The organism is Colwellia sp. BRX8-4 (assembly GCF_014077345.1).
GTDB lineage: Bacteria > Pseudomonadota > Gammaproteobacteria > Enterobacterales > Alteromonadaceae > Colwellia_A.
The window spans coordinates 274,461-290,539 of the sequence record NZ_JACGVS010000003.1 but is presented as its reverse complement, the minus strand read 5'-3'; the positions used below and the strand labels follow the sequence as shown (position 1 = coordinate 290,539).

Sequence of the window (16,079 nt, the reverse complement as noted above, 5' to 3'; positions counted from 1 at the left end):
TTCAAAACAAGCTATATGATGAAAAAATTAAAGTATAAATTTAGATAAAAAAAAACCTTTATATACCGGTGAGATTCCAGTAAATAAAGGTTTTAAACGTAATAGTAGGGTAATTAGTTACCCATTTTAGCCCAAGTATCGCGCAAACCTACCGTACGGTTAAATACTAACTTATCACCTTGTGAGTCTTTATTATCACGACAAAAATAACCTTGGCGTTCAAATTGAAAGGCTTGTTCAGGTTTAGCATTGACCAATGATGGTTCTACTTTAGCGTGACTAATGGTAATTAACGAATCTTCATTCATCACACTCTGAAAATTTTCTGCAGCAGCAGGATTTGGTACATTAAATAAACGGTCGTATAAACGAATTTCTGCATCAATAGATTGCTGAGCAGCAACCCAATGAATTACACCTTTTGGTTTAGTACCATCTTCAGGGTTTTTACCTAAGGTATCGGCATTATAATTACAATAAACGGTCGTAACATTGCCTTCGCTGTCTTTGTCACAACGTGTGGCGGTAACAACATAAGCTCCACGTAAACGCACGGCTTTATCAAGTACTAAACGTTTATATTTTTTATTAGCTTCTTCACGAAAGTCTTCCGCTTCAATATAAAGTTCTGCGGCGAAAGGAACAATGCGAGTACCTTGTTCATCATCACTTGGATGATTTTTTACTGTTAATTCTTCTACTTGATCTGCTGGATAGTTTTCTATTACCAATTTAATCGGGTCAAGTACCGCCATAGCACGAGGTGCATTGTCATTGAGGTCTTCACGAATACAAGCTTCTAAAACTCCAATTTCAACGGTATTGTCCATTTTAGTAACGCCAATACGTTTAGCAAACTCACGTAATGAGCTCGGAGTGTAACCGCGACGACGAAAAGCAGCAATCGTTGGCATACGCGGATCGTCCCAACCATTTACAAGCTTTTCATCAACTAACGTATGAAGTTTACGTTTACTCATCACCGTATATTCAAGGTTTAAACGTGAAAATTCATATTGATGTGGTACAACATCAATCGATACATTTTCAAGTACCCAGTCATATAAACGACGGTTATCTTGAAATTCTAATGTACAAAGTGAATGGGTAATACCTTCAATAGCATCAGATAAACAATGGGTAAAATCGTACATCGGGTAAATGCACCATTTGTCGGCTGTTTGATGATGATGAGCAAAACGAACGCGATAAAGAATCGGGTCACGCAAACACATAAAGCTTGATGTCATATCAATTTTAGCGCGAAGAACACATTCGCCTTCTTTACATTTACCGTCTTTCATTTTGGCAAAAAGTGCTAAGTTATCTTCAACACTCGTATCACGATACGGGCTATTTTTCCCTGGCGCTTTGAGCGAACCACGATGTTCGCGTGCTTCATCCGCATTTAAGAAACAAACGTATGCCAAGCCTTTTTCAATTAATTCAACAGCAAAACCATGCAATTGATCAAAGTAATCAGAGGAGTAATGAACCTTACCCGCCCAATCAAACCCTAACCATTTTACGTCTTCTTGAATTGAGTTAACGTAATCAATGTCTTCTTTTTCAGGGTTGGTATCATCGAAACGTAAATTACATAAGCCTAGGTAATCTTGAGCAATGCCAAAATTTAAACAAATTGCTTTCGCATGGCCAATATGTAAAAAACCATTGGGCTCAGGTGGGAAACGAGTTTGTACACTCGAATGTTTACCACTTTCAAGATCCGCATCGATAATTTGACGAATAAAATTTGTTGGGCGTTTTTCAGCTTCCGACATCCACAAAACCTCTAAAAAGAATTTAAACTACGTTATTTTTCGGCATTATAACAACTGTTAATCAAAGGGAATAGCGCTTATCTCGGCAAATTATAAATTTTACGCATTAAGGGCAAAAGTTGCTTAAGAATTAAATAAATATCGGCTTATTCCTAGAAAAATCAATTAACGTCTGATTATCATCAATAGGTATTTACCTAATCCCCATAAAAAAGAGAAGTACCGAACGGCACTTCTCTTTTATAAAGATTTTTTACTGCAATAAGACTTTAGCTTAAGCTTTTTTATTCGCTATTTTTTATTCGCTATATAGGTATCAACTAATTGCGCTAAAACATTTAAGGGTACTGGACCATTACGAAGTACCACATCATGAAACTCACGAATATCAAATTTCTCAGCAAGTTCGACTTTAGCGTGTTCACGTAGCTCAATAATTTTTAACATGCCAATTTTATATGCGGTTGCTTGTGACGGCATAACAACATGGCGCTCTACCATTTTTACAGCGTCAGACTTAGCATTTGGCGTATTTGCTACATAATATTCAATACCTTGAGCTCGCGTCCATTTTTGTGTATGGATACCGGTGTCAACCACTAAACGACAAGCTCTCCATAACTCCATAGCTAAACGACCAAAATCAGAATAAGGGTCTTGGTATAAACCAATTTCCTTCGGGATCATTTCTGAGTACAAACCCCAACCTTCGGTGTGTGCGGTATAACCACCAAATTTACGAAATTTTGGAATATTTGTTAGCTCTTGTTTTATCGCTATTTGCATATGATGACCAGGGATCCCTTCGTGATACGCAAGCGCTGCCATTTGATAAGTTGGCATCGCTTGCATATCGTAAAGGTTAGCGTAATAAACTCCTGGACGAGAGCCATCAGGTGCAGGCTGTTGATAAAAAGCTTTACCTGAAGATTGTTCTCTAAAAGCTTCAACCGCTTTAACCTTTAGCTTAGCTTTAGGTTTGGTTAAAAATAAACTGTCTAAACGTCCTTCCATATCATCAATTAAAGCAACAGCTTCATCTAAGTAACGTTGTTTACCCGCGTCATCAGCAGCGTAATAAAATTGTTTGTCATTTCGCATGAATTCAAAAAACTCACCAAGTTCGCCTTCAAAGCCAACCTTTTCCATAATTACGCGCATTTCACCGTGAATTCGAGCCACCTCACTTAAGCCAGTTTGGTGAATTTGGTTAGCGGTTAAATCTGTTGTGGTGGTGCGTTGTAATGCATTATTAAAGAATGCTTCACCTTCTGGAAATTTCCATGCGCCATCTCTATTGTCTGCTTTTTTTTCTAGCGTTTCTAAATAATTGACTAATTGTTGATAGCCAGGCTTTATGCTGGTTATTAATGCGGTATTAACCTCTGCTAAGAGCGTGCTTTTTTCAGCGGTACTGATCTCAAGTTTATTCACCTTTTTAGTGAAGTCAGCTAAAATCGTACTGTCTTTTCCGTCTTCAAATGGAGCACCTGCAAGAATATTTTGTGAGTCACGAATAACGTGAGGAAAAACAAACTTAGGGGCGATAATACCTAAGTCTTCACGCAATTTTAGTTGTGTCGTTAATTGTTCTAAAAGTACTTTAGCACCCTGCACTCGAGCAATATAATCTTGTGCTTCTTTGACATTGCTAATGGAATGCTGATTAATTAAAAATGCAGGTAAACTCGAGTGTAAGCCACGCATTTGATTTACAGGATAGTTATGAAAACGCCACTTATGGTCAGCAATTGTATTTTCTAATTTTTGTACCAATAAGTGATAGCTGATCATTGTCTGCTCATCGAGTTTTTGACTATCGATGGCTTTAACACGTTGGAGGTTTTCATGAGTAATCGCTAATTCTTTTAGCGTGTTTTCTTCTGAAATATCATCCCATTTATCATAATCTGTTTTTATGCCTAAATAAGTTTGCATCATCGGACTTCGTGCAACACCTTCATCAAAAATAGCATCAAATATTTGGTTAGCTTTTTCTGATTCAGACAGTGCTTTAATCGCACTTTTTTTCTCAGCTTCCTTTGAGCTTGTTTGTGGTGTATCAATACCTTTTTGTTCTGTGCAAGCGGCAAGTAATGAGCTAGAAATAGCCACTACCAGTAATGTACTTTTGAAAGTCATAAGTATCTCTTTTTATAGGAATATATAGTTACATTACAATAACTGTAAATGTTCTGAATTTAAAATGCTTTTATCTAGTCTTGATCAAAAATGATAGTGTTGGCAATAGCTGTTCGACAAATCGCATTGTAATTACGATAAAAGGAACTTTACCTTTTTTATTTTTTATAAGACATAAAAAAGAGCTTATACCGAGGTAAAAGCTCTTTTCAATTAGAGTAGAATTTATATTTTTATGATTAACAAAGGAAAATTTATTCTCAAGAATTACTGAATATAAATAACCACGCCTAAAACCTAATTTTTATAAATATCTGAAGGCTTAAGTTTTAACACTGTTCTTTTAGGTTTATCATCGTTATCTGTTGCTTTAGTGGCATTGGGGTTTATGTATATTTTGCTCACTTTAGGCTTAGCTGTTTGATAGTCTTTTTTTGGTAACTCAGGTTTTTTTACCGTTTCAACTTCACGCTTTGGGGTGAATTTTTCAGGTCGATTAACATGATATTTGGTATCAATGGCTTGAATAAAGTTTCTCAAAAACTGATCTTTACACTCGCGGTAATGTTTGTGATCGGGCTTACGAAAAAATGCACTTAATTCAGGTTTAGTCATACGTATACCTGAGGTAGACATCATATCGAGAACATCTTCTGCGCGCAGCGCTAATGCTATTTTTAATTTGTTGAGCACAAGATTGTTATTCATTCGTTTTTCAGCTGGCGGTGTTTCACCATCACGGGCGCCACGTTTGTCAATAATTAAACCGTTCAAAAAAGTTGCTAGCTGAACATCGGTGCAGTTAACAACTTGTGGATCATCTTCTTTTTTCAACCAATAACTGATTTGTTCACGACTTACCGTTAACTTTGCTAAATTAAATAGGTCGATCATCTTTTGATCATTAAAATTAAAGGTATATCTTAAACGACGTAAAACATCATTATTGGTCACGAAACTCTCCAAAAAACACAGCAGGCTCTACCCAATGTAAAGCTGGGCCTTATTATATCACTATAGTTTTTTAAACAAAAAAGTATTTACTCGTTCTTAAAATTTAACCATAACTCATGTTAAGATAATGCGCTGTTTTAGACGCCTTATTAACAATCATTATTTGATAGAGAAATCATGAGTAAAACTGCTAGCTTATTTGAACCTGTATTAACTAAACGTCGTGGCAAACATGCTGATAAAAAGCATTGGACTAATTTACTAGGTAGTAGTGACACGCTAGCTATATACCATGGCGCCCTCAATGCCGACGCTCCGATGTTGTTATTAACCAATGACACCCAGTCAGCATTGCGTTTCGAGCAAGAATTAAAAAGTTTAAATAAAAAGCGGCAACTGCCTATTTGCTTATTTCCTGATTGGGAAACATTGCCCTATGATACCTTTTCACCGCATCAAGATATTATTTCCCAGCGACTAGCAACGCTTTACCAATTATCAAATATGAAAAGTGGCATTATTATTGTGCCGGTTTCAACATTATTACAACGCCTTGCGCCAACGCAGTATTTGCGTACGAATAGTTTGATCGTAAAAGTAGGTGATAAAAAAGACTTACATCAAATGCGACAAAATCTTGAAGCCAGTGGTTATCGCTGCGTAGAACAAGTAATGGAGCATGGTGAATTCTCGGCACGTGGTGCAATTCTCGACATATTCCCTATGGGCTGTAAAACTCCGTTTCGCTTAGATTTTTTTGATGATGAAATTGATGACATTCGCTTGTTCGATCCTGAAAACCAGCGTTCAAGTGATAAAATAGATGAAATAAATTTATTACCCGCACACGAATTTCCGACCGACGAAGCAGCAATAAATTTATTTCGTCGTCAATACCGAGAAGAATTTCCTAACACCATTCATAAAGAGTCAATATATCATCAGGTCAGTGATGGTATTTTGCCGGCAGGTATTGAATATTACCTCCCCTTGTTCTTTGAAGAAACGAGCACTTTGTGTGACTATTTAGGCGAAAACACACGGATAATGCTCAGTGGCGATATTGATAAAGCTATTGAACAGTACTGGCTTGATATTGATTACCGATTTGAAGAACGTCGTTATGATCTGACTCGGCCATTATTACCCCCCAAGAAACTCTTTTTAAATAGTGAAGAGTTTTATCGTGCCTTAAAACCTTTTGACCGAATTTCAATAGAAAAAGTGCCGGTAATAAACGCGTTACAAGAAACTGACAGTGACGACATTGAAAAGTCAAAAGCCGGTCATATCCGTTTTGATGTCACTCCCTTACCTGATGTTACGGTTAATCATCAACTGAAACAGCCTTTTGAATTAATCAATAATTTTATTCGCGACAAAGAAACCCCAGATAAGATTTTATTTGTTGCCGAAAGCCAAGGCCGTCGAGAAAGCGTTTTAGAGTTATTAGAGCGTAACCATATCAAGCCACAATATTTTGACGATATTGAAAGCTTTGTCGCAAGCCCGGACAAACTTGGCATCACAGTGAATACCCTCAACAGTGGTTTTATCTTTCAAAGTAAAGGCACCGCTAAGAAAAATGCGATAGCCCTAATCACCGAAGATGAACTTTTAGGAGAGCGGATAAAACAAAGTCGCCGCCGTACCAAACAACAAACTATTCAAGCGGATGCTATTTTTAAAAACTTAGCCGAGCTTTCAATGGGACAACCTGTTGTCCATTTTGAGCATGGTATTGGTCGCTACATGGGCTTACAAACCATTGAAAACAGTGGCATAACCACTGAGTTTCTAGTTTTAATTTACGCAGGTGAATCAAAGCTTTATGTACCGGTTGGCTCATTGCATTTAATTAGCCGTTATTCGGGCGCCGACGCAGAAAGTGCACCGTTACATAAATTAGGTAACGATACTTGGAGTAAAGCAAAACAAAAGGCCGCTGAAAAAGTGCGTGACGTGGCGGCTGAACTACTCGATATATACGCCAGCAGAGCCAGTAATAAAGGTTATCAATTCAAACGTGACAAAGCTGAGTATCAAGCTTTTTCAGACAGTTTCCCGTTTGAAGAAACCTTTGATCAAGAGCAAGCCATTAAAGCAGTAGTGTCTGATATGCTCAGCGATAAGGCCATGGACAGACTCGTTTGTGGAGATGTCGGTTTTGGTAAAACTGAAGTTGCGATGCGTGCCGCTTTTGTTGCCGTTAACGACGGCAAGCAAGTGGCTATCTTAGTGCCAACAACCTTGCTTGCCCAACAACATTATGAAAACTTTCGCGACCGTTTTGCTAATTTACCGGTTGCTATAGAAGTATTATCACGTTTTAAAACAGCCAAAGAGCAAAACGTTGTTATTGCCGATGTTGAATCAGGCCAAATAGACATTCTGATCGGCACCCATAAGTTATTGCAAAATAGTATTAAATATAAAGACCTAGGTTTATTAGTGGTCGATGAAGAACATAGATTTGGTGTAAAGCAAAAAGAAAAAATCAAACAATTACGCAGCAATGTTGATATTTTAACATTGACCGCAACCCCTATTCCACGGACCTTGAATATGGCGATGGGCGGCATGCGCGATTTATCGATTATTGCCACACCGCCGGCAAAACGCTTAGCGGTAAAAACCTTTGTTCGCGAACGTGACGACGCCCTTATTCGTGAATCTATTTTACGTGAAATCCTTCGTGGTGGTCAGGTTTACTTTTTACATAACAACGTTGATACTATCGATAAAACCGCTGCAGATATTCAAAAACTGCTGCCAGAAGCAAAAGTAACCACCGCCCATGGGCAAATGCGCGAACGTGAACTTGAACGCATTATGGGCGACTTTTATCACCAACGTTACAATGTATTAGTTTGTACAACGATTATAGAAACAGGTATCGATGTGCCAACAGCTAATACCATTATTATGGACAGAGCCGACCATTTAGGTCTAGCGCAACTCCATCAATTACGAGGCCGAGTGGGTCGTTCACATCATCAAGCTTATGCTTATTTATTAACACCACATGTTAAACGTATTACTAAAGATGCGAAGAAACGTCTTGAAGCTATTGCGTCTCTTGAAGATTTAGGCGCTGGTTTTACCTTGGCCACACACGATCTCGAAATTCGTGGCGCAGGTGAATTATTAGGTGAGGGACAAAGTGGTTCGATGAGCCAAATCGGCTTTACCCTTTATATGGAAATGCTCGATCAAGCTGTTTCAGCGTTGAAGCAAGGCAAACAGCTTTCGCTTGAAAATATGACCGCTAAGCAAACTGAAATTGAATTGCGGGTACCGGCGTTACTACCAGACGATTATATTTTTGATGTCAGCTTACGGTTAAGTATTTATAAACGTATCGCCAGTTGCGGCAATAAAAATGAACTTGACGAAATTCAAGTAGAATTAATTGACCGTTTTGGCTTATTACCGCAGGCTGCTAAAAATCTAGTCCATATTGCGAAGTTACGTTTAAAGGCCCAAAAAATAGGGGTTTCTCGTATCGAAGCAGGTCCAGCAGGTGGCTCTATTGAGTTTAGCGATGAGACAAAAGTTGATCCTATGCTTATTATTGGTCTTATTCAGCAACAGCCAAAAGTTTATAAATTAGTTGGCGCTAATAAACTCCAATTTAAAATTGCCACTGAAGACAGTAAATCACGCTTTATTTTAGTGACATCTATGTTAAATGATTTAGTAAAAACAAAAAAATAACCGTAAGATAACAGAGTAGACTCAATGCCTTAGTTTACAATAACAAGGCAGGTTATAACTCTTTGGATGATTAATGAATTTAAAACATTTAGCGCTGCTCTGTGCAGCCTTAATATTTTCACAACAAACCAGTGCCGCTGATAAAGATAATGACGACCGCTGGTTTGAAGTGGAAGTGATCCTGTTTAGTCAACTGGGCGATAAAGCGCAATTAAAAGAGAAGTTTCCAAATAATACGCTTTTACCCCAATACCGAAATATTATTGACTTGTTAGGCCCCTACCTTAACCCTGATATCGCCAGCTTAAAACAGCAATTACCCCGTTGTGATAATCCTACTTATGCTCAATCACTCCTTGAGCAAGCTATAACGGCCATAAAAGAACAGCCTTACTATGTTGCTAAAAGCTTAGCTGAATTACAAACGCTTTCAGCCCAAACGATAGACGAGTCGTTAACCGATCCATCAATATCAAAATTTAGCGATGGCACACATAGACAAGTGGCTTTAGACAATATCGATGATAGCCCAGCGTCGATAAATAATTCATTAAAAGCGGATGACAACAGCAGCTTAGCTATGCCATTACCAAAACAAGTGATGAGTGAAAAAGAATTAACGCAACGCTTAATGTTACTTGAGCAAGCAGCGGCTGAATTTTCAACTTTGCCCTTAACTTATACCAACGAAACTGCCTCATTTACCGACGGTATTTGTACTATTTCTGTAGAGGAATTTCAGCACTTTAATCAATCAACCGATGCTTATGCTTATCAAAGTTATAACGCTTTTAATATTGAGCAAGTACCGCCTACTATTAATAATATTGAAAATATCTATAGTGATGAAGACTACTTACTTAATAAAGAATCATTACAACTTGACGATATTGTTAAAGAAATAGCCCGCAGTCGAAATTTCAAACCATTACTGCATTTTGGCTGGCGTCAAAAGACAAAAACTAAACAATTAGCTGTGCCACTGAAAGTTATTGCCGGTGAAAATTTTGCTGAACAATACCAAAAAGAATTGCAACAATTTCAACAGCAACGCAAACAAGCACAAAGGCAAGAAGAGACCCTGCATAGCGTATTATACAAAGATACTTCGGCCCAAATAGAAGGGTCAGATGAAACAGTAAAAGAAAAAATAATGGCAGAACGTTTACAAGAGCTGCTGATAAAGCTACCCAATTTACCTACTGAGACAAAAAGTTTACTCGCTGAAATAGAGCAAGATATAAACGACACAGCGGTAATATTGAATACTAACACAATGCAGGCAGCCCCAATAAAGCCTCCTCAAAATTGGACAGTAGAGGGTTTTATCAAGGTAGAAGTTGACTTTTATTTACATATTACCGCTGATCTTAATGTAATGAATATGTCGTTAGCCGAACAAGCAACGCAAAAGTTATTACCTGGTGATAAACAAAAGTCATCGGCAATTTTAAAAACGATAAACTTTAAACAAGACAGACGAGTCAGAAGCACAGAAATACACTATTTTGATCATCCTTATATCGGTATGATTATTCGTATTCTGCCTTATGACAAACCCACTAAGGAAGTTGAACAGTCAACTCCACTTAACTAAATAAAGAGATGAATATGGACAAAGAAATAGAAATACAAGCTGCTGTTTTTCGTCGATTACTGGCTCACTTAGACAGTAGAAAAGATGTACAAAATATTGAGTTAATGAATTTAGCGAGTTTTTGTCGTAATTGTTTTTCTAAATGGACCGTTGCTGAGGCTGAGAAGTTAGGTGTTGAAGTAGATATCGAGACCGCTCGTCAGCAAATTTATGGTATGCCCTATAGCGAATGGAAAGAAAAACATCAATTGCCAGCAACAGCAGAGCAAATGGAAAAATTTAATCAGTTACAAAAGAAGTAAACAATTTAGCGCAATTAAATTTTCACTGATATTGCATATTGAGTCGTTCGGCGATCATTTCTGTCGCGTGACTCTAACCAACGTCCGCGTTTATTTTTTAAATGACGTCGATCAGCAGATGAGCGGCGTTCAGGTCCTGTCCAAAGCACTTTTTTTATTCCCACTCCATTTTTCACATCATCTGCTACATCGGGCAGACTTGCTGCTGAGTTCATTTGACGATTATATTTATTAGCTTGGCGCTTATCTTTTTTTGATTGAGCGATTTTTACTTGATTGGCCGCAGGCAATAAATCTATCAGTACATCCACTTTACTTGTCCGTTCATCAGTAATTGTCTTGTTGTACATTTAATCGGCAACTAAGAATAAAAGTTTAATCTTTTATATAAATAGTACTGCTAGGCTAACTGACGATTATTTTCAGCCATGGTTTTGATACAAATCAAATAGATGTTCTTCAGCAAGCCATTTAAAAATATGCTCAGGTAAAATGCTGTTATCGTTATAAATAAGTAAAGACTCAGTATTATGGATAAAGCCACGCCATCAATAAAAAAATGGTTAGCATTTGGTTGGTCAAGTTTCATCAAAACTAAAACCATCAGTATAGTATTTAGCAGCTTTTTTTGCATTATCGCCGGTCTACTCTATTGGTTATTATTACGCATTGGTGCCGATTTAGTTATCTTTCCTTTTATCGCCGGTTTTTTCATTGTTGCTCCTATTCTTATTATTGGTTTTCAGCAAGTTGCAGGTCTATTAGAAAAAAATAAAATACCTACATTTAAAGACTTAATTGCGATTAAGGGACAAAAAGATAAAGGCATTTGGTTTTTAATCTTTATTCTATCCTTGTGTTATTTTATTTGGATAACCGATGCTTTAGTGATTTACGGACTGTATTTTGGCATAGAGCCCTTACCTTTAGACCACACTTTCATTACTGATCCAGCGTTAAGAGAATCATTACTTTGGTTTTTACTTTACAGCGGTTTAATCGGCTGGGTAACTGCAGTGATTGGCTTTTTACTCGGTGTGTTTTCTATACCCTTGATTATTCACCAACAGTTAAATTTTGTTGATGCGGTAAGTATCAGTGTTAAAACCGTATTTAAACATAAAAAATTAATGTTTAAATGGGCGCTAACCTTAGTCATGATAACGTCTTTAACTTTAGTGGTAGCACTACCGCTAGTAATTATTGTCTTTCCTGTGTTGGGTTATGCAAGTTATGCGGTTTATGCTGACTTGTTAATCAACAAGGATAATAGCCCGTAATATTGTCAACACTCGAAAACAATACCTTGATAATTCAAGTAAAGCTATTTACCTCAGCATTCGCTAAATAGCGCCACTTGCCCACTTCAATACTCAATTAATTTTACCTGTTAATTGACGAACTAAACCAACCCCTTTATTAGCAACACCGGCAAATATTTGTTTAAGCTAATGGTGTTTACCTTCGGTGATAGTCGTTAATACTTATTTTTCATTTCCCCTTTATAGCTCGACATCTAAGTTAGTTGCTCATGTTTTTCAAGAGGCTTCAAGGTAAAGTGGTTAATTGGCTAAGCTGACTTGTCTGACCATATGGCCTTACGTAAATTGTTTGTCTTATAGTGAATAAGTAAAATAACGATGCTGCAGTTAATTGTTGATGCTAGGATATATGACACCCCATCAGAATTGTTTAATATAAAATAAAAATTCATAAAAATTAAATATTTTAAGTGTTTATTATGAAAGACTTAAAATTGTGTCTATACTTCTCAGGACATTAACTAACGGCGCGGTAATATCACTTGAGTCTCCTATCAAAGAATAAGAATCAAACTCATATTTTAATTATTCTCATTCTTATCTTCGTTGCCATTGGCTTTACCCAATTTTTAATTATGCAGTTCTTGCCTTGGATACAAACCTTATTTCCATTTTTACCTGAAGCGTTATTGAACGCTATATTACTGAGCCTATCGATTACACCGATTATTTATTTATTAATTAGAAAGCATATTATCGATGTATCATCTGACGAATCAAACATTCGTAAAAAGCTTATAATTTCTGCCGGCTTACCTCTTATTATTGCTATTACATTAATGCTAAATATTGTTCACAATAAACAACAAGATATTTCAATTTTACACAATACTGAAAGCATAATAGCGTTGGATAGTAATATTGCTAAGCTCATTGATGCCCTCAACAAAGAATTAGAACTCAGTGCGCTTTTTTTAATTAGTCTTGATGAAAAATCAGCAAAAATTTCGTCAAATACTCGATCACTAGATGACTTGAAAGTACTCCGTATCGCTGTTGATACATTGCTGTTGTCAATAAAGAAAAGCATGACATCTGAAGACATTGTTGTTGGCGAATTTAATCAACAATATGTTGCTGAGCTAAAGTCAGCGTTAATAACTCTTAGAGAAGGGATTGATGCTAACAATATATCTTGGCAGCAAATCATTGATTTTCATATTGATTGGAAAAATGATTTTTTATCAAAATTACAATCATTTTCAGATCAAATAAGAAATAAAAATATTGCAAAGATGCACAGTAATTTCCTTATTTTATTGAAGTTGAAATCTTTAAACCTGCTCAATAGTACTATTTTAACAGTGACCCTTGAAAATGAAGAAACAAATGATAATACCATTGACATACGTCCACTTAAGCTAAGTATCCGCCAACAAAATAGTCAAGAAAGACTGTATAATAATATATTTATCTCTTCACTATTTAAAGACAACGAAAGCCATGTAATTCAATTACTTGATAATAAAACAATAAGTGAAGCTAATCGACTTCAAAATGTTTTGCTCGAACGGAATACTGAGGAGCTTGTCGCTCAACTAAAAACTTCTATAGGCTATAATGGACTGATACATCAATTTAAAAATTATCTACTGCGTGATGATGAAAAATATCGAATCGCTTTTTTAACGCTTCATAGTGATGTAGAACAACTTATCAGTAAGTTACGAACGCTTAAACAATATAATCGTAAAGCCTTGTATCAGCTTGACAGTTTTTCAGCTGTATTGAATCAATATAAACAAACGTTGTCAGATATTTCTCAATATAGACAGCAAGGAAAATCGGCATCAGAGATTGACCAATTGGTTATTATTAATGATGACCCCGCCAATGAAGCATTAGAGTATTTGCAAAACCATTTATGGGAGAATGATCCTTTATACACCTTAGGGGTGCTTAAAAATAAAAACCTAATATTACAAAGTATTGAAAATCATCTCTCTGCACAAATACAAAAAACGCTCACCCATTTGTTGGTAGAAAAGCGAAATGATTCTTACATATCCGCAGTAACTGCACTTTTACTCAGCCTTTTCGTTATTGCACTTTTATTGCTTATTAGCCGAAATATTAATGACTCATATCAAGAAAGAATTGCTGCACTTAATAAAGCGGAAGAAGGCGCGAAATTAAAGTCAGAGTTTTTAGCAAATATGAGCCATGAAATACGCACCCCCATGAACGGTGTATTAGGCATGCTAGGTTTATTACTTAATAGTAAACTTGATGATGAACAAAAACACCGAGTTAATATCGCAAAATCTAGTGCTGACTCCTTATTAACTTTAATTAATGACATTCTAGATTTTTCAAAAGTTGATGCGGGTAAACTCGAACTTGAATACTTAGATTTTAATTTAAGAAACTTATTAGGTGACTTTGCTGAAGCTATGGCCTTACCTGCTCAAGATAAAGGTTTAGAAATAATCCTAGATCTTACGGGTATAAAAGAATCGATGATCAAATCAGATCCGGGCAGAATTAGACAAATACTGACGAATCTTGTCGGCAATGCAATAAAGTTCACAAATCATGGAGAGATAGTTATTACCGTAAAACTCATCACTAAAAAGAGTAATTATGGTGATGAATTAATATTACATTGTCAGATATCTGATACAGGAATCGGCATTCCGGCAGATAAAAAAGAAGGGCTTTTTTCAGCATTTAGTCAAGTAGACTCATCGACGACACGTAAATATGGGGGCACAGGGCTTGGGTTAACAATAACGAAAAAACTCTGTAATTTAATGCACGGCGATATTAATGTAGTTGATAAAATGGGTGAAGGTAGTTGTTTTGAATTTAGCTTATTAGTTGAGAAAAGTAAAAATTCGACCCTAGTTATACCCGAAATAGATATTTCGGCATTGCACATTTTAATTGTTGATGACAATAAAACCAATCGCGATGTCCTTCGCTCACAGTTACAGCTGTGGGGGGCAAATATTGAAGAAGCTGATAGCGGTGATGCAGCATTGGCTCTATGTAAAAAGCGATATGAAGATACCGGCACACCCTTTTTTGATATTGCCATACTTGATATGCAAATGCCTAATATGTCAGGAGAAACCTTAGCGAAAAAATTAAAAAACCAACAAGAATTTAAAGCAATGAAACTCGTTATGATGACCTCTATGGGTGAAAGAGGTGACGCAAAACATTTTGCAGATATTGGTTTTAGTGCTTATTTCCCTAAGCCAACAACAACATCAAATCTATTTAAAGCCTTATCTGTAGTTGCTCATGGCGGAGAAATACTAAAGCAAGCGTCACCATTAGTTACTCATGATTATGTTAATGCAATGAAAATAGTAACAACAGAGGATAAAAAACCATTATTCGTTTCATCTGCCAAAAATATAAGAATATTAATTGTTGAAGACAATCGCATAAACCAAATGGTCGCTTTGGGTGTTTTAGAAGAATTAGGATTCACAGCTGACGCAGTAGCAAACGGCTTAGAAGCACTGATAAGCTTAAAAGAGTCATTAAAAAGCCACCCCTACTCTTTGGTCATAATGGATTGCCAAATGCCAGAAATGGATGGCTATGAAGCAACACGACTTATTCGCAAAGGAGATGCAGGCCAAAAGAATAAAGTTATTCCTATCATTGCGATGACAGCAAATGCAATGCAAGGAGATAAAGAGAAATGTTTAATAGCAGGCATGGATGACTACTTAACAAAACCTATAGAAATAAATAAAGTTAAAGCTAAATTAAAGTTATGGCTTGGAGTAACAGCTGATAAAGAAGAGCGTTTCGATACTGATACCTTAAATTCAGACCACCTCACCTTAAGTAGTCAATCAATTGAAAAATCTAAAAGTGAGCATGATAGCCCTTGGCACAAAGCTCATTTATTAAAACGGCTGGGTGGAAACCCTAAAAAAATGACATTATTGGTAAAATGTTACCTAGATGATAGCGAAGAAAAAACACGCGAACTGCAAGAGTCAATAAAGGCAGAAAATTGGCAAAAGATAAATTATAACCTGCATTCAATTAAAGGTGCAGCAGGTAACTTAGGTGGAGCTCAAGTACAAAACTTAGTCACTAAGATAGAAATACTATCAAAAGAAAAGAATATAACGGCATTGAATGAGAGCATAAGTGAATTATATACCGCATTGGAGACGTTTAATTCATTACTTGCTGACCACTTAAAAGCGCATTAAATTTTCATCACTTAACTTGGTGAGAAGCACCATGAAAACTTTATCAGCTTGACTATTAATCAGAACAATTGATTACT

The 16,079-nt window shown here is 36.4% G+C and carries 9 protein-coding genes; 5 read left to right on the top strand and 4 right to left on the bottom strand.

Features of this window, described 5'->3' with window-relative positions:
* Positions 1-113: 113 nt before the first annotated feature.
* From glnS to H4J56_RS04685, 3 genes are all read right to left on the bottom strand, one after another.
* Positions 114-1,784, bottom strand: a complete 1,671-nt coding sequence (gene glnS, locus H4J56_RS04695; protein WP_182215714.1) for a glutamine--tRNA ligase — start codon at positions 1,782-1,784, stop codon at positions 114-116.
* Positions 1,785-2,075: 291 nt separating this feature from the next.
* Complete coding sequence (locus H4J56_RS04690; RefSeq protein ID WP_182230089.1) at positions 2,076-3,926, bottom strand: DUF885 family protein; 1,851 nt, start codon at positions 3,924-3,926, stop codon at positions 2,076-2,078.
* A gap of 297 nt (positions 3,927-4,223) precedes the next feature.
* Positions 4,224-4,880, bottom strand: a complete 657-nt coding sequence (locus tag H4J56_RS04685) for a DUF1456 family protein (protein ID WP_182215710.1) — start codon at positions 4,878-4,880, stop codon at positions 4,224-4,226.
* Positions 4,881-5,057: 177 nt separating this feature from the next.
* Between H4J56_RS04685 and mfd the strand changes: the two genes are divergently transcribed.
* From mfd to H4J56_RS04670, 3 genes are all read left to right on the top strand, one after another.
* Positions 5,058-8,597, top strand: coding sequence for a transcription-repair coupling factor (mfd, locus tag H4J56_RS04680; protein WP_182215708.1), 3,540 nt, complete (start codon positions 5,058-5,060; stop codon positions 8,595-8,597).
* A 73-nt stretch (positions 8,598-8,670) separates the two neighbouring features.
* The gene (locus H4J56_RS04675) at positions 8,671-10,194 is read left to right on the top strand and encodes a CsiV family protein (protein ID WP_182258940.1); all 1,524 of its coding nucleotides are present in this window, start codon (positions 8,671-8,673) and stop codon (positions 10,192-10,194) included.
* Between the two features lie 14 nt (positions 10,195-10,208).
* Positions 10,209-10,496 (top strand): DUF1244 domain-containing protein, encoded by a 288-nt coding sequence (locus H4J56_RS04670; RefSeq protein ID WP_182244405.1) that lies wholly within the window; start codon positions 10,209-10,211, stop codon positions 10,494-10,496.
* Positions 10,497-10,510: 14 nt separating this feature from the next.
* Here H4J56_RS04670 and H4J56_RS04665 read toward each other — a convergent pair whose 3' ends face one another.
* On the bottom strand, positions 10,511-10,846 hold the full coding sequence (locus H4J56_RS04665) for a hypothetical protein (RefSeq protein ID WP_182215703.1): 336 nt from the start codon (positions 10,844-10,846) through the stop codon (positions 10,511-10,513).
* 180 nt (positions 10,847-11,026) lie between these two features.
* On the opposite strand from H4J56_RS04665, the gene H4J56_RS04660 reads away from it, so the two are divergent.
* Positions 11,027-11,776 carry a DUF2189 domain-containing protein gene (locus tag H4J56_RS04660; RefSeq protein WP_182258939.1) on the top strand — a complete coding sequence of 250 codons (750 nt, stop codon included), beginning with the start codon at positions 11,027-11,029 and terminating at the stop codon, positions 11,774-11,776.
* A 524-nt stretch (positions 11,777-12,300) separates the two neighbouring features.
* Positions 12,301-16,002, top strand: a complete 3,702-nt coding sequence (locus tag H4J56_RS04655) for a response regulator (protein WP_182215700.1) — start codon at positions 12,301-12,303, stop codon at positions 16,000-16,002.
* The last annotated feature ends 77 nt before the right edge of the window (positions 16,003-16,079 follow it).